Source organism: Pseudomonas sp. Irchel 3F3, from assembly GCF_900187545.1.
Classification (GTDB): domain Bacteria; phylum Pseudomonadota; class Gammaproteobacteria; order Pseudomonadales; family Pseudomonadaceae; genus Aquipseudomonas; species Aquipseudomonas fortuita.
The window spans coordinates 434,469-454,961 of record NZ_FYDS01000002.1 but is presented as its reverse complement, the minus strand read 5'-3'; the positions used below and the strand labels follow the sequence as shown (position 1 = coordinate 454,961).

Here is a 20,493-nt window from a genome sequence, read left to right as displayed (position 1 = left end):
TGGACATGAACCTGGAGACACAATGATGAGCATCGTTCAGGACTTCAACCTGACCACCCTCGACCGCCTGTTACGTACCTTTGGCGAGCGCCAGCAACCCCTTAACCTCGATACGCAACTGCCGCAGCTGATCCAGGCGCTGCACGCCGACCATCTCGACCTGTTGCCATTGCCGGGCCAAGGCAACACACTGCGCCGCTGGCAGACCCTGGCCCGTGTGGCCGGTTGCGACCTGGCGCTGGCCAAGCTCTATGAAGGCCACACCGATGCCCTGGCCATCCTTGCTGAATGCGGCGCCGCCCACCACGCCGTAGACGGCATCTGGGGCGTGTGGGCCGCTGAGCCGCCCGATGCACGTGCGCAGGTGACGGCGCGCGAAGGTGACCAGGTGCGCCTGCAAGGCCGCAAGGCCTGGTGTTCAGGGGCCTTGCAGATCGACCGGGCGCTGATCACTGCCTGGGATGAGGCGGACCAGCCGCAACTGGTGGCGATCGAGCTTTCACAGCCGAACCAGGGGCTGTGCATCGAACATTGGCAAGCAGTCGGCATGGCCACAACTGCCAGCGTCGAGGTGACATTCAACGACACCCCCGGCACGCTCATCGGCACGCCGGGCCAATACCTGGCACGCCCTGGCTTTTGGCATGGCGGTGCGGGCATCGCTGCCTGCTGGTACGGCGCGGCCGAGGCACTGGCAGACTACCTGCGCGAACATTGCCGCAAGCCCCGCCCCGACCCCCATGCCGATGCGCACCTGGGGGCAGTGGATGCTGCGTTGTACGGTGCCCGCGCGGCGCTGCGCGAATGTGCGGCCTGGATCGACCGGCAACCTGGCGCAGATGCCAGCTTCGAAGTGCGCCGCACGCGTGCCCAGGTGGAACACGCCGTGGAACGCGTGATCAGCCACGTTGGGCGAGCGCTGGGAGCCACGCCATTCTGCCGCAGCAGCCATTTTGCCCGGCTGTGCGCTGACCTACCGGTATTCATGCGCCAGAGCCATGCCGAGCGCGATCTGGCGGTGCTGGGCCATCAGCTCACCCAACTACCGGCCGGGGTGTGGCAGCTATGAGCCAGAACCTTATTCAGTCCGCCAACGGAACGCCTTGGGCAGCCTGGCAGCAAGGTGCGCATCTTGCCCGCGCTACATGGCTCGATCCAATGCAGCTGTGCCCACCTGGGCGCCGGCTGGTGTTGATCGCGCCGCATCCGGATGACGAAATCCTCATGGCAGGTGGTCTGCTGGCGGGTTTCAAGGGACGCGAGGATGAACTGGTGCTGATTTCCGCCACCGACGGTGAAGGCAGCCACCCCGGCTCCAGCCACTGGACCGAGCACCGTTTGCGTCGACAGCGGCCGCAAGAGAGCCGCCAGGCCCTGCTGCAGCTGGACCTGGACCTTACCCATCTGGACTGGCGCAGGCTGCACCTGAAGGACGGCCAGTTACCGCGCGAAGAGGCATTCCTGGTCAGTCACCTCACCCAGTTGCTGCGGCCAGATGACCTGTTGATGGCCACCTGGCGTAATGATGGGCACTGCGATCACGAGGCCGTAGGCCGAGCTGCGGCACACGCGGCGGCCGCCCGCGGGGTGCAATTGGCAGAGGTGCCGGTGTGGGCGTGGCACTGGGCCGAGCCCGATGACCCGCGCCTGCCATGGCCGCGTGCGCACCGCCTGCAGCTCGATGAAAGCCGCCTGGCCCGCAAGCGCAAGGCCTTGGCCGCCCACGTCAGCCAGCTGGAGCCGGACGCCGAGCAGCCGCCGGTGCTGCCAGCCTGCTTGATGGAATGTCTGCTGCAACCTTTCGAACTGGTGTTCCTGTGAATGGAGCTGTCATGAGCCTGGATCCGCAATATTTCGCCGAGCTGTACGCCACCAATGAAGACCCTTGGGCTTTTCGCACCCGCTGGTACGAGAAGCGCAAACGCGAGCTGGTAATGGCCAGCCTGCCCCGCCAGTGCTATCAGCGCGTATTCGAGCCAGCCTGTGCCAATGGTGAGCTCAGTGCGTTGCTGGCCGATCGCTGCGCCGACTTGCTGTGCCAGGACCTTGATCCAACGGCCGTAGGCCTGGCCCGCGAACGCCTCGTCGATGTGCCCAACGCCTCGGTGGAAATGGCCCGGCTACCAGCGGACTGGCCGGGCGGGCGCTTCGACCTGATCGTGCTCAGCGAAGTCGGTTACTACCTCGATCCTACAGACTGGCTGCAGGTCATCGAGCAATCGGTGGCCAGCCTGACCTACGACGGCGCCCTGCTCGCCTGTCACTGGAAACACCCCATCGTGGGTTGCCCACAGGATGGACGGGAAGTGCATCGCATGCTGGCCCAGCACCTGCCTCTGCATCACCAGTTCCGGCATGAAGAGGCAGACTTCGTACTGGAATACTGGTCCTGCCAGCCCAGCGTGGTTGACCTGGACGAGACCTGCCCATGATTGCCGTGGTCATTCCGGCGCACAACGAAGCCCGCCGCCTCGGGCGCTGCCTGCGGGCAGTGTTGGTCGCTGCCATGCAAGCGCAACAGGCGGGGCACCGGGTAGACGTGTTGGTGGTGCTGGACCGTTGCAGCGACGGTAGTGCCGCGGTGGCGCGGCGCTTCGGTGTGCGGGTTTTGGAGGTGGATGCCGGTAATGTCGGCATGGCGCGCCGGGTGGGCGCAGCGCACATGGTCGAGCGTGGTGCGCAGTGGCTGGCGTGCACCGATGCCGATAGCCAGGTGCCGTCGCACTGGCTGGTGTCGCAGCTGGCCTGCAGCGCCGAGGTGGTGTGCGGTACCGTGCATGTCGAGTATTGGCAGCCCTGGCAGAAAGCTGCCCTGCGCAAGCTGTACCAGAGCCGCTATGAAGCGCGCGAAGGCCATCGCCATGTGCACGGCGCGAACCTGGGTGTGTGCGCCGCTGCCTATCAACGCGTGGGTGGCTTCCAGCCCCTCGCGGCGCATGAAGATGTGCAGCTGGTCAGCGACCTTCAGGCCAGCGGCGCGCAGATTGTCTGGACCGCCAGGCACAGCGTGGCCACCAGCAGCCGCCTCGACAGCCGCGCCCGGGAAGGGTTTGGTGACTATCTGGCGGGTTTGCAGGCGCAGGTGTGATGAGGCTTGGTCACACCTGGCTGAACAGCACCCGCTTGAACGCCTCGGCCGCCAGGTGAACCTGCACCGCCCAATCCCCTGCTGCATCGCTGCCGGCATCATCGGAAATGTATTTCAGGCACACAAACGGAATGCCTTCACCGCGTGCGATCAACGCCAGCACATAGGCTTCCATGTCGACCACGTCATAAAGCGCGTCGCCATGGTTGATCTCGAAACTGTCACCGCTGCCACAGGTTTCCAACGGTAGCCCGGGGATTGCTGCGCCATGCTCCAGGACTACCGGGATATCCGACAAGGGTGTCTCGTATCGGGCAAAGCCCAGCGGTGTGACGTCCATGTCACGCTGTACGAAACGGTTGCAGCACACCACCTGGCCTTTGCCGTGGCGCTGGCTGCCAGCCGATCCAAGGTTGACGACAAGTCTGGGCCTGCGGGTTGCAATCGCCTTGGTCAGTGCAATCGCCGCATTGACTTTGCCAATGCCGGTGAACACGGTGTTCACCTCGGTGAAGACTTCTCCCGCCTCGGCCTCGAGGGCAAAGACGAACAGCGTGTCATCCAGGGAAATGTCGGGGAATTGCTTGATCAGCATCATGGAGCAGGTGTTTCCGCGTGGCTGCAAGGGGCGCGGCCATTGTCGGCCAACCTCGGCTAATTGCAAGTCCCGGCGGCCACCACCGCTTGCAGCGCCTGTGCCTTGCCGACCCCGCTCGCGATAGCCTGTGTCAGGCAGTGCAACTGCTGGTCGGCATGAGTGCCCTCGCGCAGCAGGTGCCGTGCATGATGGCAAGCACGCTCGGCATCCACGCTGTCGATCGGCACCAGCGCCTGCAACTGACCAAGCCAGCCCTCAGCCGTGACTGGCTGTTGTTCGTGCATACCAATGAACCGTGCATGACGCCCATAGCGCATGGCGCGCCAGTAGTTCTCCTGAGCGATCCAGCGAAGCTCACGGTTGCAGGGCAACAGGTCATGGCGACCGGTAACCTTGTGCTCTACCAAATGGCGAAACAGCGCGGCGATGCACAGGGTATCTTCCAGTCGCGGGCAACCATCGCAGATACGCAACTCCACCGTCGGGAAGCGCCGCGAAGGCCGAATGGCCCACCAGAAGTCGCCATCCACAGCCAATGCACCGGTCCGCTGCAACAAGGCGCGGTAGCGTTCATAGGCAGCCCAGTCCGGCAAGGCTTCGGGCAAACCCATGTGCGGCCATTCCCCGCAAATCACTCGGCGATAGCTCATGTAGCCGGTCTGCTGACCCGCCCACATAGGCGATGAGGTGCTCAGCACCAGTAATAACGGCAGCCAGACCAGCAAGCGGTTGATCAGTTGCATGCGGTCACAACCTGGCGGAACGCCAACGTGCACGTGCAGACCATTGAGCAGGCTTCGCTGGGCTACATGCCGGTAGTCATCGAACAGTTGCTGGTAATGTGCCGGGGCAGCGGCCTTCTGCCGCAGCCAGGCGGTGCTTGGGTGGCTCGCCGCGCCGTACAGCCCAATTCCCTCCTCTGCCAGCGCAAGACTCAGCCGCTGCCGCCGCAGTTGGAAGAACTCATGGGCTTCATGAAGGTGGGTGAACACCGGCGAGGCCAACTCAATCTGGCTGCGGAACATTTCCTGCACAAAATATTGGCCCAGCGCTTCGCGGCAACGCCCGATTACCGCAGACGATGGTGCTGCCGGGACCTGTCCCGAGCCCAGCCTTACCAGCAGGTATTCTTCCTCGATGCCGAATGTGCAGGCCCGGGCCATATTGCTTCAGCGATGACGGGTTACGGTGAGCGCCACGGCGGCGATCCGTTCGACTTGCTCATAGCCCGGCTCGGCCAGTTGCTCGCCAAACACGTCAGGGTCGATCTCCCGGTACACCCAGGCCCATTGTGGCCCTGCGAGGCGCAGGCGGATGGCTTCGAGCAACGCATCGCGGCCATCGACAATGGCTACGCCGGTGTAGAGCAGCAAGGTACCGTGGCGGCTCAGGCGTTCGCATCCTTGTTCAACGATGCGCAGCGACAGTTCGGCGCCCAGGGCGCCGCCGCCGTGGCGGTAGGTGCGGGCGCTACGGTCGAGCATGTACGGCGGGTTGGCGACAATCAGGTCGAACGTACCGGTAAGGGCGTCCAGCAGGTCGCTGGCCACTACGGACACATTGCTCACCCCCGCCAGCGCCGCGTTGATCGTAGCGTAGCGCAACGCCAAGGGGTTGATGTCGACGGCGCTGACCTGGGCATGCTGGGCCGCACGCGCGATCAGCAACGCGCCCACCCCGCTGCCACAGCCGATATCGACTGCGTGCTCCACCGGCATGGGGTTATGCTGCAGGTGCTCGTGAATGACCTGGGCAAAACGGTAGCTGTCCGGGCCGAAGAACACCGCATCGCTGCCATCGGTGGGGAACGCCGAATGCACCAGCAGCAGGTCGTCCAGGCTGGACCAGCGCACTGAGCTGCCGAGTAAGTCACCCTTCGGGACCAGCACCTGGGCGCGTTCGAGCAACTGCAATTCATCCGTTGATAGCAGGCCCGGGGCGAAGGGCCGACTCCAGCCGAACACGTCGCGCAGGTTGCTGGCCTGCCCGGAACCCTCACGGGCGTTGACGCGGGTGTGGGTCGCAGGTGTCACACTGGTAAATCGGTAGCCGTCGGCGCGTAGCCGCTGGCCCAGCTGCAGCAATGCCTGATCGGCTTCGAACTGTCTGGCGGTCAGCCTCATCAGCGGGGTTCCTCCTGAAGCAGCCCGGTGGTGCGAATGTATGCCCGGGTCGCCGCCAGGCCCTCGGGTGTGGCGTGGCGGTTGCCGGCCATGCGCTCGATCAACGTTGCGGGTCGGTCACCCGACATTTCGCTGTGTGCTTCGTCCGGGGATTCGGGCAGGCCCCAGCTACCGGGTGCTACACGGCGGATCGGGGGGCGCCAGGTGTCGGCAATCCAGTCGTGCCACAGTTGTTTCTCATAACTGTTGAATACGCCGAACATTGCCGCTGCAGGCCCTTCGATCAGCTTCCACCAGCGGCTCTGGGCCGGGTCCTGGCCTCGCTGAATCCAGCCTTGGGCCTGTAGCGCGGCAACGAACGCGGGCATGGCGCCAGGGGTGGCCAGCCATTGGTTGACGGTGCGCTGTTCAAGGCGGCAACGGTCGGCATGCATGAATTGGCCATAAACCCGTTTGCGCTCCAAGGCGGCGAACAATTCATCCTGCAGGTCGAACTGGCGGATAAGGTCAGCCGCAGCAGTACCTAGCTCGTTCAGGCGATAACCGTTGCGAACCCTCGCGTAGAACGACTTCTGGTCATGCTGAGGGCAGAGCTGGCGCAGCGCCTGCAGCGATAGTTGAGCGTGGCCACTGGCAGCATTGTCAATCGTCACATGCAACTGGAAGTAGTGGCCGTCGATGCCCAGTTCTGCCAGTTCGCTGGTGGTAATCAGCAAGTGCAGCGGCGGTTGTTCATAGCCGAGGTTGTAACCAATGACCTCAGGCAGGTGGGTGTCGCAACAGTGCCCCAAGGCCAGTTGCAGGCAACCCTGTAAGTAGCGTGCTTCGTCAAGCGGCATTGCCTCGACACACCCGAGGCGGCCCAGCAGGCGCTGATAGATCAACACATGGTTGCTACGCGGGTCGCCGTTGCCGAGCTCTTCCAGGTAAGTTCGGATCAACCCGTGAAAACGTGGGTCGCGCCAGTGGCACAGCGTGCCGTGCAGCCACGCACCGTCCACCGCTTTGGTCGGGGCGACCTGCTGCAGAAACCACAGCGCGTGAGCGCGATTGACAAAGAAACGGCGTGGAGCGCCTTGCCGGCGTTGTTCCAGGTAGTCGGCGTAGCCGGCGGCGACATCGGCAGCACACCTGGCGCTCCAGGCAGGCAAATCCGAAGGTGAGTCTGGCAGGTCATCCGGCAAGCGTTCAGCACGTGCAAGTTGCTCGTCGAGCCACAGGGCGCTGGCGTCATCTTCGCCGGCCAGCATTGCCTCATAGCGCTGTTGCAGGCTGGACCGCCCAGCGATCATTGACGAAGCTAAAGCGTTGTCGCGGTTCATCACCCTCATGCCGTGCTCCTTATTGCGCCTTACTGGCTCGGTTTCTGACCAGGCATCGGCTCAGGGTCGGGCGCGGGCTGCGGTGCCGGTTTACTGTCGGGTTGTTGCATCTGCAGCGATGGCTTGCTGAGGTCGCCATCCTTGCCAGGGTGATCGTTGTCGCGGTCGAAACAGCCGCCGAGCATCGTCAGCGAGCCCATCAGGATGATGAGTGGAGTCAGTCGCATGGGGCCTCCCCCTCTGGTTGATTGCAGTGCCAGGCAGTCCCGGCACTGCAAGTCGGTCATTTACGAACGGCCGCCCTTGCGGCCCGACTCGCGATCGCTGGGCGTGTGGCTGCCCGAGGACTGCCCGCCTTTGCGCCCGGCTTCAGACGCTTTTTCGCGGTCGTTGGCGAAGTTGCCTGGGTTTTTGTTACCGCCCTGGCTGCCTGTTTGATTGCCGGTACGGCTGTTGTCTTTAGTGGCCATGGTCTTCAAACCTCGTATGACTTCGAAATGCACGGCAGGCTGCCGTACACAAGTTCGGAGTTCGGCGATATGCGGGGATTCGTTTTATTGCGAAGGGTTCGGACCGGTGGCGTTAAATAAGCGGCAATGCCATATTTGGCGCCCCTGTCAGTCGTGCGGCGGGTTATCCATGCGGGCCTGCTGCCGACCCAGCCAGCCCCCCGTCACGGCCCAGCCCACGGCAATGATTGCGCCGATCAGCATCGCCAGCTGTGGGTGCTCGCCCATCACGTCCAGCGCGCGCTTGAGCCAGCCGCTCAGGGCATCGCCGCCACGGTAGATCACGGTATCGATAAAATTCTTGGCTTTGTACTTGTCCTCGGCGGACAGCACGGTGAACAGCATCTCCCGCCCTGGCCGCACCAACGCGTATTCGCCGGCGCGGCGCACTACCATTACCACCACGAATACCGCGAACACCGGTGCCAGTGCCAGCCACAGGAACCCTGCTGCCATCACCAGCGGTACAGCTACCAGCAACACCCCGACGCCCAAGCGCCGGGCCAGGCGCCCGGTCAGCAATACCTGGGTGAGGATTGCCAGGGCCTGCACCACGGTGTCGATCAGGCCGAATACCTGGGTTTGCCGGGTGCGGTCGGTGAAGGTTTCGCTGACGATGCGCGCCTGCTCGAAGTACAGGAAGGTGCTGACGCTGGCCAGCAACACCACGAACAGAGCAATGCCTAGCAGATAGGGCGAACGCAGCACGGCGGTAGCGCCGGTAAACGGGTTGCCACCCAAGGGGCGCGAGCCCGGGGACTCGGCCTGTTGCGGTAGTGGGTGGCGCACTCGCCAGCGTTGCAGGAACAGGGCCGCACCCATACTGCCTAGCAAAAGCGCTGCCGCCAGTATCAGCAGCCCGCAATGGCCCAACGGTGCGACAAGCAAGGTGCCGAGAATGGGGCCGCTTAGCCCGCCCAAGCTGGCCCCGGCTGCCAGCAGGCCGAACAGCCGCTTGCCTTGTGCGGTGGAAAACAGGTCAGCGAGCACGCTCCAGGCCAGCGAGATGGTCAGCAAATTGAACACCGATAACCAGACGTAAAAGGCCCTGGCTGTCCAAAGATTGTCCGAATTACCGGCAAACAGTGCCGCGAACATCAACAGGTTGCTGACAAAGAAACCGTAGGTCCAAGGCAGGATATGCCGGCGTTGCACCCTTGATGCCAGCCAGCCGAACAGCGGCAGGCACGCCAAGGTGGCGATGAAGGTGCCGGTGAACAGCCATTGCAGGTTGTCCACGCCGCCCGCAACACCCATAGTTTCGCGCACCGGCCGCAGCATGAAGTAACCGGTGAACAGCAGGTAGAACAGCAGCAAGCCGGCGATTACCGCCGGCCCCTCGCCGGGCTGCATGTTCAGCCCTTGGACAAGGCGCCGCCGCCAGGCTTGCATGATGTCAGGCAAACTGCTGGATCAGCGCCTGTTGCTGCGCCTGGGTGAGCATGGGTTCATGCCCGGCCTTGAGCTGGTCGAGCTGGCGATCAGGCCGGCCGGTGGCGGGGATGACCGTGGTCACTGCCGGGTGGCTGATGGCGAATTTGAGAAACAACTGCGCCCAACTGCCGATGCCCGCTTCGCTGGCCCAGCCCGGCAAGGCCTGGTCCTTGACCTTGGCAAACAGGCGGCCATCGTCGAAGGCACGGTTGATCAGCACCGCAACGCCCCTGTCCTGGCACAGCGGCAGCAGTTCGCGGGCGGCGTCGGGGGCATTGACGGAGTAGTTGATCTGGATGAAGTCCAGCGGCTCGCTGCGCACGATTCGGGCAACGTCGTCCTGGCCACTGTTCAGATAATGAGTGATGCCGACATAACGGGTCAGGCCTTGCTGCTTCAGTTCGCGCGCATAGGGCAGTTGGGTCTGCCAGTCACGCAGGTTGTGGATTTGCAGCAGATCGACTTTGTCGGTACGCAGGCTCCTCAGGCTGCCGGCCCATTGCGCTTCGGCGTCGGCCCGGCTGTCGGCGGCGATCTTGGTGGCAATAAAGCACTGCCGGTGCCAGCCGCCCTCTTCCAGCAACTGGCCAAGAATGCTGTCGGCACCGCCATAGTTGGGCGAGGTGTCGATTACCCGGCCGCCCCCTTCGAAAAACGCCTTGAGTACCGCTTTCAATTGCTGATACTGGGCCGAGCCGGTTTCTACTTCGAAACTGCCGGAGGTACCGGCACCAATCACCGGCAACGCTTCACCGGTGGACGGTATTTTGCGCGTCAGCAAGCCCGCCGGGGCGGCGGCGTGCAGCCAGGGGCTGGCGGCGGCCAGCAACCCCAGCGTGGCACCTGCGCGTAGGACGTCACGACGTGCGTACATGGAAAGCTCCCGTCATGAAGCGGAAACTTTCAAGGCTAGCCGCTCCATACCGGGCCGGCAGGTGTTTCTGTATCTGGATGTTAAGTGATCAGGCTCGTAGCAGCTGGCTCAGGTCCACACCCGTCTCGCCCATGGGCGGGCACCAGTAATAGCCGCCCGTCAGTGGCCGGCTGAAGCGGTACAGACCGTCGATGATACCGTCCTCCAGGCCGCTCATGCGCCGCAACTGCACTTCGAACGCATCGAAGCTGTGGCCCAGGGCAACGAAGGCCAAGCCGGCGCCACGCGGGTCAGCCCAGGCTACCGAGCGACGGACCATGAACGCCTCCGGCGCAAAGCTTTCCTGGGCGGTGCGCTTGACGTGTGCGGACTCGGGGGCATCGTCCAGCTCTTCGTTATCGCTCAGGCGGCGGCCCATGATGTTGTCCTGGTCAGCCTGGGGCAGCGACTTGAAGTACTCCAGGTCGTGTTTCCACAGCTGGAACGCGGCAAAGCTGGAACCATCGGCAGCAATGGCCGCCTGCACGGCGTCTTCGTCCACCGGGTTCTCGGTGCCGTCTTCGTAGCCTGTCAGGTCATGGCCGCCGCGGTGCAGGAAGCCATCGACACTGTCGGCCAGGCGCAGGGCCGGGGCCAATAGATGTTCCAGGGCCTGGGCCCGCAGCAGCAGGTCGCCGCGCTCGTTACCACGCAGCCACAGCCACAGGGCATGTTGGGTGCTCGGGTTCTCCACAGCAGCGTCCAGCACCGGAAAAGCACGCAGGCCTGGCACTGCACGGCCCAGGGCCTTGGCCAGCGGGGCGCCGACCCCCAGGATCAGTTGGTCGCCATCGACCTGTTGCAGCAAGGCATCCAGAGCGGCAGGCAACGCCTCGGGCGACTGCAGGGTGAAAAACAGGTGACGGGCATGGGCCGGCACCGGGGTGGCAAGCAGCCCTTTCTGGAACGGCATGACAGGCTAATCCTCGGACAAAAGCGGAATGCTACTGCGCCTGCAGGCCCGCTGCAATGCGGCATGGAGCCTCGCTGATCGCTGCGGTTGGTAACAAACGGTTACCAAGAGCTGGCCCTTTGCAATTAGCTATCAATCAACGCCAGCCTACACTCCTCGAGATCCTTCGCCCGAGAGACCGCTCATGACCGCCTCGCCCTTGTTAACCGCCTTTCTGCCGCTCGCGTTGGGCATCATCATGCTCGGCCTTGGGCTGTCGCTGACCCTGGCCGATTTCGCGCGCGTGGTGAAATACCCCAAACCGGTGGTGGTAGGCCTGGCCTGCCAGATCTTGCTGTTGCCACTGGTGTGCTTCCTGATCGCCAATGGCTTTGGCCTGGAGTCGGCCCTGGCGGTGGGGCTGATGCTGCTGGCAGCTTCGCCGGGCGGCACCACGGCCAACCTGTTCAGCCACCTGGCCCATGGCGATGTGGCGCTGAACATCACGCTCACGGCGGTGAACTCGCTGATCGCGATTCTGACCATGCCGTTGCTGGTGAACCTGTCGCTGAGCTGGTTCATGGCCTCGGACCAGGCCATTCCACTGCAATTTGCCAAGGTCTTGCAGGTATTTGCCATTGTCCTGTTGCCGGTCGCACTGGGTATGCTGATCCGCCGTTACGCCCCTGGTTTTGCCGCACGCATGCAGAAACCGATGAAACTGGTGGCGGCGCTGTTCCTGGCCTTTACCATTGTCCTGGCGCTGGCCAAGGATTGGCAGACCGTGGTCGAGTACGCGCCGGTGGTGGGCCTGGCTGCCCTGCTGTTCAACCTGCTTAGCCTGGCCGTGGGCTACTGGGTGCCGCGCCTGTTGAATATTCCCAAGCGGCAGGCAATTGCCATTGGCATGGAAATCGGCATTCACAACGGCACGCTGGCGATTGCCTTGGCGCTCAGCCCTTCATTGCTGAACAACGCAACCATGGCGGTGCCCGCGGCGCTGTACAGCCTGATCATGTTCTTCACGGCGGCAGGTTTTGGCTGGTGGGTCAGCCGCGGGCACGTGGCGGCAGCGCCCAAAGGGGAAACAGTGAATTGAAGCAGTGACTGGTATGGGAGCGGGCTTGTCCCGCGAAGCAGGCAACGCGGTGTATGGCACCGGCTTTGCCGGTGTTCGCGGGACAAGCCCGCCCCCACAAGAGGCAAAACCAGGTTGTCACTGCTGGCTGCGCTTGCTGCGCAATTGCTGCTTCAACACTTTCAAAGGCGGCGCATAAAAAAAACCGAACGACACACTCCCGGTGCGCCCTTTCACTGCATGGTGCAAACGGTGCGCACGATACAGTCGCTTGAGGTAGCGGTTGACCGGCCGTGGTTTGCGCGGCCAATGCCGGTGAAAGAACCCGTCATGGGCCAGGACATACAACATGCCGTACCCTGCCACGCCGCCGCCAACCCATTGCAAGGGTGCATAACCAGCCTTGCCCAAGGCGACCAACGCCGTGGCGATGAGCCCCAACGCCAGCAGGTACAGGTCGTTGGTCTCGAGCATGCCCAAGTGTGGCTCATGGTGCGAGCGGTGCAGCCACCAGCCCCAGCCATGCATGATGTACTTGTGAGCCAGCGTGCCAACGCCCTCCATGGCCACCAAGGTGCCGAACAATACGGCGAGATTGAACAGCATGAAACAGTCCGGGTGATGGCAACGGGAGGCGCAAGGGTACCGTCAACCCAGGTTTTTTTCCATGCAGGGATGACCGTTGCAAACCATTCACCCATGAAGCCATTGTCATGTTTTCGCCCTTGACCTGCTCTGCCACGCGGCGTATGGTCCGCAGCGCAATTTTGCTTTGCTCAACAGGAGACCTGCCTTGGACAGTAGCCCCAGTCGCTTGCGACAGGCCCACGTGGTGCGCTAGCCCGGCAGTGTCCTGCACTGTCTGGCCGCCCTGGCAAGACGGTGGTTTCCTTTAACCCCGCTTCTCCTCCTCTCCTCGTGGTCCTGCGCATTTTTCTGGTTTTTCAACCACGCCAACAGATGGCGTTCATGCGGGTGTTTGCCCGCGGAAGAGGTTTGCTATGGATTGGAAAGTTTTTTTGCTGCGCGTCAGCATTGCCCTGCTGCTGGGGGCACTGATCGGTGCCGAACGGCAATTGCGTCAACGCCTGACCGGGCTGCGCACCAATGCGCTGGTGAGTACGGGTGCCTGTCTGTTCGTGCTGATGACCCAGGCAGTGCCAGGCATGGCGCCTGCCGATGCCTCGCGCGTTGCCGCCTATGTAGTGTCGGGCATCGGCTTTCTCGGTGGTGGCGTGATCATGCGCGATGGCTTTAACGTGCGCGGCCTGAACACGGCGGCTACCTTGTGGTGCACGGCTGCGGTCGGTGTGCTGTGCAGCCTTGGGCTGGTGCTGGAGGCGGCACTGGGCAGCCTGGTGGTGCTGTGCGCCAATATCCTCTTGCGGGACATCGCCCAGCGCCTGGACCGTCAAGACGTAGTGCCTGCCAGCGAGGTGGAGCAACACTTCGAGGTGCGCATCGTCTGCCGCGCCGAGGACGAAATCCAGGTGCGCAGCCTGATGCTGCATAGCCTGGGTGATCCGCAGCTGCGGTTACAGTCGCTGCAAAGCGCAGACCTGGACAGCCCTGCACGCCTGGAAGTGCGCGCCGAGCTGCTGGGTACCGCACAGGCACCGGCTCAACTGGAGCGGCTGGTCAGCCGGGTCAGCCTGGAAAAAGGCGTCAGCTCGGTGCGCTGGCAATTACAGCCGCACGTGTTGGCGGCCGACTAGCACGACAGGAGTGCTTCATGCTTATCCGCCCTACCCTTGAGCACGATATCCAATACCTGCCGGACGTGGAGCGTTCGGCAGCCCAGGCTTTTGCTGGCTGGCCGGCGCTGGCCTGGCTGGCCCAAGCCGATGTGATGGACTGTGCTGCGCACAGGGCTTTCGCCGCGGGCGGTGGTAGCTGGGTTGCTGAAAACCCGATCGGGCAGATTGTAGGGTTTGCGTGCGTGCGGCGTGCGGGCCAGGCATTGCACCTTCATGAGATATCGGTGCGTCAGGATGCCCAAGGGCAAGGCGTCGGTAGCCGATTGCTGCAGCAGATCATCGATGTAGCGCGTTGCGCAGATGTCCGCGAGCTGACGTTGACCACCTTTGTCGATGTGCCCTGGAATGCGCCGTTTTATGCACGGTTCGGGTTTGAGGTGATCGATGAGGAGCGGCTGGGCGAACGACTCCTGCGTATGCTGGCCAGTGAGCACGCTCAGGGCCTGAAGGGGCGCTGTGCCATGCGTCTTTGCATGACCCATTGACCGTTGGGGTGCAGAGCGCACGGCCATACCGTGTTCGCCGGTTTTCCCTGCGTTGGCGCGTGGTGCGGTCGAAACCGGTGGCGAAAAAAATTAAACCTTTGCCTCACTCTCACCCTCAACCGTACGCGACACTGAGGTCGCCCCACGGTTTAAGGAGTGAAGCATGAGCAATCTCTTCATCAAGCGCGTTGGTTTCTCCATGGTGTTGGGCCTGGCATCGGCGCACGCACTGGCGGCGAGCTCCGATGACTTCGTCGATGCGGCCACCGAGGCCGGCATCGCCGAAGTGGTCACCGGCAACCTGGCTAAGGAAAAAAGCCAGAATGACGAGATAAAGACATTCGCCCAGCAAATGGTCACTGACCACACCCAGGCGAACCAGAAGCTCGGCGACATCGCCCGCAAGTTGGATATTTCCGTTCCGGATGACGCGGCCATGACCGACAAGGTCAAGAAGATGATCCTGGAATGGCGTGATGAATCATTCGACAAGTCGTACATCAACAACCAGGTTGATGCTCACGAAAAAGCGGTCGAACTGTTCAAGAAAGAGGCTGCATCGTCCGACAAGGCCGAGCTGAAGGCCTTCGCCAGCGAAACCCTGCCAAAACTCGAACAGCACCTGGAGCATGCCAAGGCGCTTCAGGCCAAGCACGCCAAGTGAGGCCCTCGATGAGCAACGATGCACTGAAAACAGAAGTCCTTACCCGCCTGCTGCATTCGCATCCGCAAGGGCTGGGCAAGGAAGTGCTGGACAACTACCGCGGTGAGAAGGCGGTGGCTGACGTACTGAAGACGCTGCAGGAGGCCGGCTTGATTCACGACGGCAGCGTGGTCGTGGGCAGTGACCAGCAGGTCAGCGTGCACTACCCGATCAAGCTGTCGGCAGCGGGTGTCGAAGCCGCGCGACAAGCCGAATCCTGAATACCGGCCGTCGGGCCAAAAGGCCGCTCTCATGGAGCCCCTGCTAGCTCATTGAGCTAGCAGGGGCTCTGTTTGAGTGGGCGGGCCAACACCCTCACGTGTTCTTTTCGATGTCTCCAGGCGCCTTGGCCGGCCCTTGCGGATCCACCTGCGGGTCGTCAAGATCCGGGGAATCAGGGTCGAAACCAAGATCGTCCGGTTTGTCGGCCTGCTCCGTCGAGTGAGGCCCTTCTTTGCGTTCTGGCTCAGATGGCTGCATGGCGTTTTCTCCCGTGAGTGTCAAAGGAAGAACGCGCCAGCCACAGAAAGTTTGATTAATCTGCGGCGGGAGCCAGTTGCGCGCGACAGTGCGCCAGCGCCTGATCACGCTCCTTCAGCTGCTCCTCATACCGCTGCAACTGCCGCGCCTGTTCAGCGCACACATCGCGCCTGTGCTCCAGGCTCTGCGCTTGCACATCCAGCTGCCGGCGCATTTCCTCACTGGCGCCCTGGGCCTGGGCCAGAATCGTGCGCAAGCCCTGAATCTGCGCATCGCGTTGTTCCAGCAACTCTTCCTGCGCCCGGCACTCACTGGCAGCCTGGCGGTGCTCACCCAGCAACCGCTCGTTGTCCCGGTGCAGGCGGGTGAGTTCGTCCTGTTTGACGATCATGCCCTGTTGCAGCTGCCGCACCTCCACCTGCATCTGCTGCAACTGCGCTTCGTGGCGGCGCTGTTCCTGCTCGCGCTGTTCACGGCTGGCATTGCGATAGTGTTCCAGCGCATCACGGGCATGGCGGTGCTTGTCTTCCAGCGACTTGACCTGTTCGTCCTTGTCAGCCAGGCGCACCTGCAATTCACCCAGCGACTGGTTGAGGCTGGCACTGCGTAGCTGTTCGGCCTGCAGCGTGCTTTGTGTGGACAGCAGTTTTTCTGTCTCGGCGGCCAAGGCCGCTGCATCGATCTTGTGTTGCTGATGCGCTGCAGCCAGGGCTTGCTGGGCAATTTCAAGCTGCGCCTCAAGTTTTTCCCGCTGTTGCGTGAACGTGCTCTCGGCCTGCTCGATCTTCAGGTCGGCCTCGTCCTGTAACTGCGTTGCCAATTGCCCGACCAGGCGGCTCAACACATCACTGAGCGCCACGCCACCTTCAGAAGCCACCGGCTGCTGGCCGTTCAACTCCTTCAGGTAACGGTGAATTGTGGTTTTGGAGCCGGTATTGCCCAGCTCGATACGTATGGCATCGATGCTGGGGTTCTCCCCCCGGGCAATCAGCGCCTGACGCGCCTGCTGCACTACCACCTTGTTGATACCGCCCCGGGCCATGCTTGCTCCTACGATTTTGTACTGTGTTATGTAACATGTAATTACGTACCAATTATGGCGATAACAGACCACGCCTGCAAACATTTCCTCAGGTGGAATAATCACGGCTTATCGCATGTGATAGGCAAAATATGGTGTTCGGGCGGTGTGGCGCCCTCAACCAAATGTTGCGTGCAGTCGCGGCGCGTCATCGACCGGCTGCTCGAGGCAGAACGCACAACCGACAATTGCGCCCGCTCGCAAGAACAAATGATGCACAACGCGCCGCAGTACGTTTGGCCCACAGCGGCTTGACTCTGCAGGTGCCAGCTGATCGCAGCGTCTCTGAAGTGCTGGAGGACGCCGGAGTGTGCGTGCCCCTTGCCTGTGAACAGGGTATCTGCGGCACCTGTTTTACCGGCGAGATAGATGGCGAGCTAGATGGCGAGCTAGATGGCGAGCCGGAACACCTGGAGAGTTTCCTGACTGCACAAGAGCGCGCACGCAACGATCAGTTCACGCCCTGCTGCTCTCGCTCGCGCAGCGCCTGCCTGGTGCTCGACCGTTGACCCATAGCGCCCTCTGCCATGAGCCTACACCGGCTTAGCAGAGGGCGCCTTTGTGAAGGCTTGTCAGGAAAACCGGTAGTGCGCTCCAAATGGGAAATACGTGATGGGTTTACACAGCTACCCGGCGATCTCCAGGTCTACCTGACCGAGGCGCTCACTGAACAGCCAATGGCCTTTGACCAGACGCAGTTTATCCCTGAAGGTGCCAATCAGATGGGGCGGGGATGCCATTGGGCCTCCGCTTGCGCTGCCGATGCATAAGCCAGGTTCTCGTAGTCCCCCGCATCGTTAAGTAATGCAAAACGTTTGATCAGGCGAGTGCAGGCATGCTCAATCCGCATCTCATTCATCAATTCGGCTTCGTTCATCCCAACTCTCTCAAGGGCGATATCGCCCTAAACAATATCGTTCGTTCGGACAGTAACCTGCCCCGAAGCACTTCGAAGCTAGTCTTGAAGCTAGTCTTGTAGCCAAACCCGCAAGGCCGCATTGACAGCCTCCGGTGCCTCAAAAGGGGCCATGTGGCCGCAGCGTTCAAAAATCACCAACCGCGCATGAGGTACTTGCTGGGCCATCACCTGATGCTGCGCAAGCGAACTCCAGGCATCCTCTCGACCCACCCCGATCAACACTGGACATTGAATCGTGCGCAAATGCTCGCCAGCATCCGGTCGCTCCAGCAACGCCTTGATCTGGCCTGACAGCGTATCGAAACTCATGCGTTCGACCATCGCCAGCAATGGGCTCATGATGCCCGGGTCATCGACATGCGCCGGGTGCAGCATCGGCGCGAGCCAGCGTTGCGCCACTGCCGCCATGCCATGCTCGCGAGCCAGGTCAATCAGCACCTGCCGTGACTTCGCTTCCCCCCTCGCGGGCCGGGTGAGTCCCCGTATCGAGCAACGCCAGGCGGTCGACCCGATGCGGCGCCAACCGATGGACCTCCAGCGCTACCCGCGCGCCCATGGAATGGCCAGCCAGCGCGAACCTGTCCGGCGCGTCATTCAGTACCCGCTGCGCCATCGCCGTAATACTGTGGTAACCCTTGAAGTCGAGGGCATGTACATCCGCCCGCTCTTGCAGCGCGTCGATCTGGGCACGCCAGACAACCTCGTCACACAACAGCCCGGATAACAAATACAGACTTTGCTTCATTTTCGGTTTCCCAATCAGAGGGCAATAAGCATCTCATTTGCCAGGCAGCGCCCATGGTGCGTCTTCGCCTTTCGAAGCCGCGGGCATCTCAATAATCAGCGGAGTGTTCGCTTTCCTGTTTCGCGGTCAGTCCGATACCGGGATCAGCGCATATCGGGAACGCGACGGGTGTTGAGAAAGTCCTCATAGGACTCGCCACGCATGATCGCGTAAACCTGCATATTGCTCATCTTGGCAACCCGGGCGAACTTTTCGACGACGAAAAAGTTTGCACCATACTGGACCAACCCCAGCCAGTCACGACGGCGTACCAAGTCTTTCTCACACGCGTCGAGACCGGCCTCAGTCATCAGGCTCTCGGCGTCCTGCAGATAACGCGCTCGCCACTCTGTGCCGATCATTTTCCAAAAGAAGCGATTCAACTTGAGCGCCTTGTTGCTGACCCGAAGATCAAACACATAGGTGCCACCAATCTCTTCCATGCCAACGACCTGTGGATTCATGTGATAGCTCCTAGTTGTCTTTAGCTGAAGGTTCCAGCGTTTCATAGAGCACCGCGGTCATGGCCGTGGTCGTTGCGAGATAGTAGTTCTGATGCACTTTACGAAGGGGCCCCTCAGCGGCACCTCGCATCGCCAGCCACATGATCTGTTCAACGCTTTCGGCCCCACCCAGTCGCACATATTCGGCATGCGTCATACGTGTCAGAACCTGCGGATCGTGCTCAAGCGTGGTGGACTGGCTGGAAACCCGCGCGGATGTCGATGCCAATCGTATCGGCATCTAAGGCGTTTCGTTGGGCGGGTACTACTGCCCGCGCGCCGTCGCTTTCGAGCCACGTTTCGCCTGTGGTGTGTCGTGGGGCGCCAACCACGACTGGCGCGACGTGCAGAAGCGTCGCCAGGAAAAAGAGGGCGACTTCCCTGTGCCGCATTATTGGGCGCATGTGCGTTGGGTCTGGGGCGCCAAGGACATGGACGAATTCATGATCATCGCCGAGAACGTCCATCTCGATGGCGTGCTGGACCGAATCAAGGTGCCTTTCCTGGTCACCCACGGCGAGAAGGACTCACAGATTCCGCTCAAGTGGGCGCACCGTACTTATGAGCAGCTGGTAAACAGTCCCAAGCGTGAGCTGAAAATCTTCACGGAGCGCGAAGGCGGCGTGCAGCACGCGAGCTTCGACAACAGCATGAATGCCGGCCAATACATTGCAGACTGGGTCGCTGAGACCCTCGGCGGCCGAGTAGCCTGAATGTCTCGGTAACGAGGTCGATCACGCCAACGGCAGGCACGTCAGCCTGCCGTTTTCAATACAGCATTCAGTTACTCCCGCTTGCCACCCAATCAAACGCAGCATCGTTGCTATGTCAGTCACTGCTCCAAGCTCCCTTCTCGCATTCCCAGTCGCAGAGAACATATGGAAAAATTGCATCACCGCTATGCACTATCAAGGCGCAACTTCAGAAATTTAGTGTCTGAGACCTTCCTGGCGGCCTACCCCCCTTCTGGATGAAAACTGAATCTGTGAAACGTTAAGCGCCAAAATTCCAAGCTCTTGTTTTTATTGAAAGTTTATGCCAACTGCTTTCAGGCTTTCAGTTTCGAGGGCTTTGTCAACGTACGCACGCTGCAATAGCGCCACCTTGTGCCGGTTACGCTTTGCCGCCACCATGGGCGTCCAGCACTGATCACCGACAAAAAATGACCCTGGAAAACTACAAAGCAATCGCCGACAGCATCGCCCTGCTGCTGTATCCGCACGCTGAAGTCATCGTCCATGAGCTGCGCAGCCAGACCGTCGTGCACATCGCCAACAACTTCTCCCAACGCAAGCTGGGCGATGATTCGGCGATTGATCACGAACTGGGCGATTTGCTCGAGGGCGCCAACCTGGGCCCCTACGAGAAGCTGAACTGGAACGGCCAGAAGGTCCGCTCCATCAGCACCGTGCTACGCAACGCACAAGGCGAAGCCGAGCACCTGATGTGCATCAATCTGAACGTGTCGGTATTGGAGCAAGCCCGGGTGGCGCTCGATGCGTTCTTCCAGATGAGCCGGCTGGTACCGCAACCTGACGCGTTGTTCCGCAACGACTGGCAGGAACGTATCAACACCTTTCTGCATGCGTGGCTACAAGCGCGCAACCTTTCGCTGCAGACACTGCAGATGAAAGACAAGCGCAGCCTGGTGCAGGCGCTGCATGCCGAAGGCGCATTCGAGGGGCGAAGTGGGGCTGACTATGTGGCCAACGTGCTGAGCATGGGCCGGGCCACCGTTTACAAGTACCTGAAAGAACTCAAGACCTAGCAGCACGCTCACACCGGCAAGAAGCTGCAAGTGGCTGCGCTCAGGGACTTGTCTAC

The 20,493-nt window shown here is 61.8% G+C and carries 28 protein-coding genes and 1 pseudogene; 12 read left to right on the top strand and 17 right to left on the bottom strand.

The annotated features are described in order from the left end of the window. The first annotated feature begins 25 nt into the window (after nucleotides 1-25). Genes CKW35_RS05510 through CKW35_RS05495 form a run of 4 tightly spaced genes read left to right on the top strand, consistent with a single transcriptional unit; the run spans nucleotide 26 to nucleotide 3,088 of the window. Nucleotides 26-1,069, top strand: a complete 1,044-nt coding sequence (locus CKW35_RS05510) for an acyl-CoA dehydrogenase family protein (protein WP_060517792.1) — start codon at nucleotides 26-28, stop codon at nucleotides 1,067-1,069. Next, the gene (locus tag CKW35_RS05505) at nucleotides 1,066-1,821 is read left to right on the top strand and encodes a PIG-L deacetylase family protein (protein ID WP_095115378.1); all 756 of its coding nucleotides are present in this window, start codon (nucleotides 1,066-1,068) and stop codon (nucleotides 1,819-1,821) included. Before CKW35_RS05510 ends, CKW35_RS05505 begins: the two co-directional genes overlap by 4 nt. An 11-nt stretch (nucleotides 1,822-1,832) precedes the next feature. Continuing rightward, on the top strand, nucleotides 1,833-2,432 hold the full coding sequence (locus CKW35_RS05500; protein WP_016487176.1) for a bifunctional 2-polyprenyl-6-hydroxyphenol methylase/3-demethylubiquinol 3-O-methyltransferase UbiG: 600 nt from the start codon (nucleotides 1,833-1,835) through the stop codon (nucleotides 2,430-2,432). Continuing rightward, nucleotides 2,429-3,088 (top strand): glycosyltransferase family 2 protein, encoded by a 660-nt coding sequence (locus CKW35_RS05495; protein ID WP_060517794.1) that lies wholly within the window; start codon nucleotides 2,429-2,431, stop codon nucleotides 3,086-3,088. Before CKW35_RS05500 ends, CKW35_RS05495 begins: the two co-directional genes overlap by 4 nt. 10 nt (nucleotides 3,089-3,098) lie before the next feature. Here the strand turns inward: CKW35_RS05495 and CKW35_RS05490 are convergent, their stop codons facing one another. The 9 genes from CKW35_RS05490 to CKW35_RS05450 form a co-directional block, all read right to left on the bottom strand. Further along, entirely contained in the window at nucleotides 3,099-3,686 is a 588-nt protein-coding gene (locus CKW35_RS05490; protein ID WP_095115376.1) for a nucleosidase, read from the bottom strand. 56 nt (nucleotides 3,687-3,742) lie between these two features. Continuing rightward, nucleotides 3,743-4,849 carry a carboxylate-amine ligase gene (locus CKW35_RS05485; protein ID WP_095115374.1) on the bottom strand — a complete coding sequence of 369 codons (1,107 nt, stop codon included), beginning with the start codon at nucleotides 4,847-4,849 and terminating at the stop codon, nucleotides 3,743-3,745. Nucleotides 4,850-4,855: 6 nt separating this feature from the next. Further along, complete coding sequence (locus CKW35_RS05480; RefSeq protein WP_060517798.1) at nucleotides 4,856-5,809, bottom strand: class I SAM-dependent methyltransferase; 954 nt, start codon at nucleotides 5,807-5,809, stop codon at nucleotides 4,856-4,858. After that, entirely contained in the window at nucleotides 5,809-7,140 is a 1,332-nt protein-coding gene (locus CKW35_RS05475) for an iron-containing redox enzyme family protein (protein WP_070086403.1), read from the bottom strand. Before CKW35_RS05475 ends, CKW35_RS05480 begins: the two co-directional genes overlap by 1 nt. 20 nt (nucleotides 7,141-7,160) lie before the next feature. Then, the gene (locus CKW35_RS05470) at nucleotides 7,161-7,358 is read right to left on the bottom strand and encodes a hypothetical protein (RefSeq protein ID WP_016487182.1); all 198 of its coding nucleotides are present in this window, start codon (nucleotides 7,356-7,358) and stop codon (nucleotides 7,161-7,163) included. Between the two features lie 60 nt (nucleotides 7,359-7,418). Beyond that, nucleotides 7,419-7,601 (bottom strand): general stress protein, encoded by a 183-nt coding sequence (locus tag CKW35_RS05465; RefSeq protein ID WP_016487183.1) that lies wholly within the window; start codon nucleotides 7,599-7,601, stop codon nucleotides 7,419-7,421. Nucleotides 7,602-7,748: 147 nt separating this feature from the next. Next, nucleotides 7,749-9,032, bottom strand: coding sequence for an NTP/NDP exchange transporter (locus CKW35_RS05460; RefSeq protein WP_070086404.1), 1,284 nt, complete (start codon nucleotides 9,030-9,032; stop codon nucleotides 7,749-7,751). A gap of 4 nt (nucleotides 9,033-9,036) precedes the next feature. Continuing rightward, on the bottom strand, nucleotides 9,037-9,948 hold the full coding sequence (locus CKW35_RS05455; RefSeq protein ID WP_070086405.1) for an aldo/keto reductase: 912 nt from the start codon (nucleotides 9,946-9,948) through the stop codon (nucleotides 9,037-9,039). Nucleotides 9,949-10,036: 88 nt separating this feature from the next. Then, nucleotides 10,037-10,900 (bottom strand): Dyp-type peroxidase, encoded by an 864-nt coding sequence (locus tag CKW35_RS05450; protein WP_016487186.1) that lies wholly within the window; start codon nucleotides 10,898-10,900, stop codon nucleotides 10,037-10,039. A 184-nt stretch (nucleotides 10,901-11,084) separates the two neighbouring features. Here CKW35_RS05450 and CKW35_RS05445 point away from each other — a divergent pair, with 184 nt between their 5' ends. Next, nucleotides 11,085-11,978, top strand: a complete 894-nt coding sequence (locus CKW35_RS05445; protein ID WP_016487187.1) for a bile acid:sodium symporter family protein — start codon at nucleotides 11,085-11,087, stop codon at nucleotides 11,976-11,978. A 117-nt stretch (nucleotides 11,979-12,095) separates the two neighbouring features. On the opposite strand, the gene CKW35_RS05440 is transcribed toward CKW35_RS05445, so the two are convergent. Then, nucleotides 12,096-12,563: a sterol desaturase family protein gene (locus CKW35_RS05440; protein ID WP_016487188.1), complete on the bottom strand. Its 468-nt coding sequence runs from the start codon at nucleotides 12,561-12,563 to the stop codon at nucleotides 12,096-12,098. 395 nt (nucleotides 12,564-12,958) lie between these two features. Here CKW35_RS05440 and CKW35_RS05435 point away from each other — a divergent pair, with 395 nt between their 5' ends. The 4 genes from CKW35_RS05435 to CKW35_RS05420 all read left to right on the top strand — a co-directional run bounded on the left by CKW35_RS05435 (nucleotide 12,959) and on the right by CKW35_RS05420 (nucleotide 15,123). Then, nucleotides 12,959-13,672 carry an MgtC/SapB family protein gene (locus tag CKW35_RS05435; RefSeq protein WP_023047391.1) on the top strand — a complete coding sequence of 238 codons (714 nt, stop codon included), beginning with the start codon at nucleotides 12,959-12,961 and terminating at the stop codon, nucleotides 13,670-13,672. A gap of 17 nt (nucleotides 13,673-13,689) precedes the next feature. Beyond that, nucleotides 13,690-14,199 (top strand): GNAT family N-acetyltransferase, encoded by a 510-nt coding sequence (locus tag CKW35_RS05430; protein WP_023047392.1) that lies wholly within the window; start codon nucleotides 13,690-13,692, stop codon nucleotides 14,197-14,199. A gap of 163 nt (nucleotides 14,200-14,362) precedes the next feature. After that, nucleotides 14,363-14,863: a DUF4142 domain-containing protein gene (locus CKW35_RS05425; RefSeq protein ID WP_023047393.1), complete on the top strand. Its 501-nt coding sequence runs from the start codon at nucleotides 14,363-14,365 to the stop codon at nucleotides 14,861-14,863. Between the two features lie 8 nt (nucleotides 14,864-14,871). Continuing rightward, complete coding sequence (locus CKW35_RS05420) at nucleotides 14,872-15,123, top strand: hypothetical protein (RefSeq protein WP_023047394.1); 252 nt, start codon at nucleotides 14,872-14,874, stop codon at nucleotides 15,121-15,123. A gap of 94 nt (nucleotides 15,124-15,217) precedes the next feature. Here CKW35_RS05420 and CKW35_RS28330 read toward each other — a convergent pair whose 3' ends face one another. Both CKW35_RS28330 and CKW35_RS05415 read right to left on the bottom strand, forming a co-directional pair. After that, nucleotides 15,218-15,382 carry a DUF6021 family protein gene (locus CKW35_RS28330; RefSeq protein WP_016487193.1) on the bottom strand — a complete coding sequence of 55 codons (165 nt, stop codon included), beginning with the start codon at nucleotides 15,380-15,382 and terminating at the stop codon, nucleotides 15,218-15,220. A gap of 55 nt (nucleotides 15,383-15,437) precedes the next feature. Then, nucleotides 15,438-16,424, bottom strand: a complete 987-nt coding sequence (locus CKW35_RS05415; RefSeq protein ID WP_016487194.1) for a DNA-binding protein — start codon at nucleotides 16,422-16,424, stop codon at nucleotides 15,438-15,440. A gap of 131 nt (nucleotides 16,425-16,555) precedes the next feature. On the opposite strand from CKW35_RS05415, the gene CKW35_RS05410 reads away from it, so the two are divergent. Further along, on the top strand, nucleotides 16,556-16,972 hold the full coding sequence (locus CKW35_RS05410; RefSeq protein ID WP_371855219.1) for a 2Fe-2S iron-sulfur cluster-binding protein: 417 nt from the start codon (nucleotides 16,556-16,558) through the stop codon (nucleotides 16,970-16,972). A gap of 209 nt (nucleotides 16,973-17,181) precedes the next feature. On the opposite strand, the gene CKW35_RS28245 is transcribed toward CKW35_RS05410, so the two are convergent. The 5 genes from CKW35_RS28245 to CKW35_RS05395 form a co-directional block, all read right to left on the bottom strand. Next, a complete protein-coding gene (locus CKW35_RS28245) occupies nucleotides 17,182-17,340 on the bottom strand; it encodes a hypothetical protein (RefSeq protein ID WP_159971666.1) in 159 nt (52 codons plus the stop codon). A gap of 90 nt (nucleotides 17,341-17,430) precedes the next feature. After that, nucleotides 17,431-17,820 (bottom strand): alpha/beta fold hydrolase, encoded by a 390-nt coding sequence (locus tag CKW35_RS28445; protein ID WP_218192383.1) that lies wholly within the window; start codon nucleotides 17,818-17,820, stop codon nucleotides 17,431-17,433. Further along, a complete protein-coding gene (locus tag CKW35_RS28440; protein WP_197708363.1) occupies nucleotides 17,810-18,127 on the bottom strand; it encodes an alpha/beta fold hydrolase in 318 nt (105 codons plus the stop codon). Before CKW35_RS28440 ends, CKW35_RS28445 begins: the two co-directional genes overlap by 11 nt. A 143-nt stretch (nucleotides 18,128-18,270) precedes the next feature. After that, entirely contained in the window at nucleotides 18,271-18,630 is a 360-nt protein-coding gene (locus CKW35_RS05400) for a protocatechuate 3,4-dioxygenase subunit alpha (RefSeq protein WP_023047397.1), read from the bottom strand. Nucleotides 18,631-18,640: 10 nt separating this feature from the next. Continuing rightward, nucleotides 18,641-18,826 (bottom strand): hypothetical protein, encoded by a 186-nt coding sequence (locus CKW35_RS05395; RefSeq protein WP_016487198.1) that lies wholly within the window; start codon nucleotides 18,824-18,826, stop codon nucleotides 18,641-18,643. Between the two features lie 25 nt (nucleotides 18,827-18,851). Here CKW35_RS05395 and CKW35_RS05390 point away from each other — a divergent pair. Next, nucleotides 18,852-19,382, top strand: a pseudogene (locus CKW35_RS05390) (alpha/beta hydrolase family protein); the annotation flags it as partial. Between the two features lie 449 nt (nucleotides 19,383-19,831). Further along, nucleotides 19,832-20,437: a transcriptional regulator gene (locus tag CKW35_RS05385; protein WP_016487200.1), complete on the top strand. Its 606-nt coding sequence runs from the start codon at nucleotides 19,832-19,834 to the stop codon at nucleotides 20,435-20,437. The last annotated feature ends 56 nt before the right edge of the window (nucleotides 20,438-20,493 follow it).

What these genes read in the sequence shown, in the direction of transcription:
- CKW35_RS28245 (WP_159971666.1), bottom strand. Translation starts at nt 17,340, where the DNA reads ATGAACGAAGCCGAATTGATGAATGAGATGCGGATTGAGCATGCCTGC.
- CKW35_RS05505 (WP_095115378.1), top strand. Translation starts at nt 1,066, where the DNA reads ATGAGCCAGAACCTTATTCAGTCCGCCAACGGAACGCCTTGGGCAGCC.
- CKW35_RS05510 (WP_060517792.1), top strand. Translation starts at nt 26, where the DNA reads ATGAGCATCGTTCAGGACTTCAACCTGACCACCCTCGACCGCCTGTTA.
- CKW35_RS05395 (WP_016487198.1), bottom strand. Translation starts at nt 18,826, where the DNA reads ATGACGCATGCCGAATATGTGCGACTGGGTGGGGCCGAAAGCGTTGAA.
- CKW35_RS05500 (WP_016487176.1), top strand. Translation starts at nt 1,833, where the DNA reads ATGAGCCTGGATCCGCAATATTTCGCCGAGCTGTACGCCACCAATGAA.
- CKW35_RS05430 (WP_023047392.1), top strand. Translation starts at nt 13,690, where the DNA reads ATGCTTATCCGCCCTACCCTTGAGCACGATATCCAATACCTGCCGGAC.
- CKW35_RS05385 (WP_016487200.1), top strand. Translation starts at nt 19,832, where the DNA reads ATGACCCTGGAAAACTACAAAGCAATCGCCGACAGCATCGCCCTGCTG.
- CKW35_RS28330 (WP_016487193.1), bottom strand. Translation starts at nt 15,382, where the DNA reads ATGCAGCCATCTGAGCCAGAACGCAAAGAAGGGCCTCACTCGACGGAG.
- CKW35_RS28440 (WP_197708363.1), bottom strand. Translation starts at nt 18,127, where the DNA reads ATGAAGCAAAGTCTGTATTTGTTATCCGGGCTGTTGTGTGACGAGGTT.
- CKW35_RS05435 (WP_023047391.1), top strand. Translation starts at nt 12,959, where the DNA reads ATGGATTGGAAAGTTTTTTTGCTGCGCGTCAGCATTGCCCTGCTGCTG.
- CKW35_RS05415 (WP_016487194.1), bottom strand. Translation starts at nt 16,424, where the DNA reads ATGGCCCGGGGCGGTATCAACAAGGTGGTAGTGCAGCAGGCGCGTCAG.
- CKW35_RS05495 (WP_060517794.1), top strand. Translation starts at nt 2,429, where the DNA reads ATGATTGCCGTGGTCATTCCGGCGCACAACGAAGCCCGCCGCCTCGGG.
- CKW35_RS05425 (WP_023047393.1), top strand. Translation starts at nt 14,363, where the DNA reads ATGAGCAATCTCTTCATCAAGCGCGTTGGTTTCTCCATGGTGTTGGGC.
- CKW35_RS05420 (WP_023047394.1), top strand. Translation starts at nt 14,872, where the DNA reads ATGAGCAACGATGCACTGAAAACAGAAGTCCTTACCCGCCTGCTGCAT.
- CKW35_RS05455 (WP_070086405.1), bottom strand. Translation starts at nt 9,948, where the DNA reads ATGTACGCACGTCGTGACGTCCTACGCGCAGGTGCCACGCTGGGGTTG.
- CKW35_RS05400 (WP_023047397.1), bottom strand. Translation starts at nt 18,630, where the DNA reads ATGAATCCACAGGTCGTTGGCATGGAAGAGATTGGTGGCACCTATGTG.
- CKW35_RS05410 (WP_371855219.1), top strand. Translation starts at nt 16,556, where the DNA reads ATGGTGTTCGGGCGGTGTGGCGCCCTCAACCAAATGTTGCGTGCAGTC.
- CKW35_RS05465 (WP_016487183.1), bottom strand. Translation starts at nt 7,601, where the DNA reads ATGGCCACTAAAGACAACAGCCGTACCGGCAATCAAACAGGCAGCCAG.
- CKW35_RS05470 (WP_016487182.1), bottom strand. Translation starts at nt 7,358, where the DNA reads ATGCGACTGACTCCACTCATCATCCTGATGGGCTCGCTGACGATGCTC.
- CKW35_RS05480 (WP_060517798.1), bottom strand. Translation starts at nt 5,809, where the DNA reads ATGAGGCTGACCGCCAGACAGTTCGAAGCCGATCAGGCATTGCTGCAG.
- CKW35_RS05475 (WP_070086403.1), bottom strand. Translation starts at nt 7,140, where the DNA reads ATGAGGGTGATGAACCGCGACAACGCTTTAGCTTCGTCAATGATCGCT.
- CKW35_RS05450 (WP_016487186.1), bottom strand. Translation starts at nt 10,900, where the DNA reads ATGCCGTTCCAGAAAGGGCTGCTTGCCACCCCGGTGCCGGCCCATGCC.
- CKW35_RS05445 (WP_016487187.1), top strand. Translation starts at nt 11,085, where the DNA reads ATGACCGCCTCGCCCTTGTTAACCGCCTTTCTGCCGCTCGCGTTGGGC.
- CKW35_RS05490 (WP_095115376.1), bottom strand. Translation starts at nt 3,686, where the DNA reads ATGATGCTGATCAAGCAATTCCCCGACATTTCCCTGGATGACACGCTG.
- CKW35_RS05440 (WP_016487188.1), bottom strand. Translation starts at nt 12,563, where the DNA reads ATGCTGTTCAATCTCGCCGTATTGTTCGGCACCTTGGTGGCCATGGAG.
- CKW35_RS05460 (WP_070086404.1), bottom strand. Translation starts at nt 9,032, where the DNA reads ATGCAAGCCTGGCGGCGGCGCCTTGTCCAAGGGCTGAACATGCAGCCC.
- CKW35_RS05485 (WP_095115374.1), bottom strand. Translation starts at nt 4,849, where the DNA reads ATGGCCCGGGCCTGCACATTCGGCATCGAGGAAGAATACCTGCTGGTA.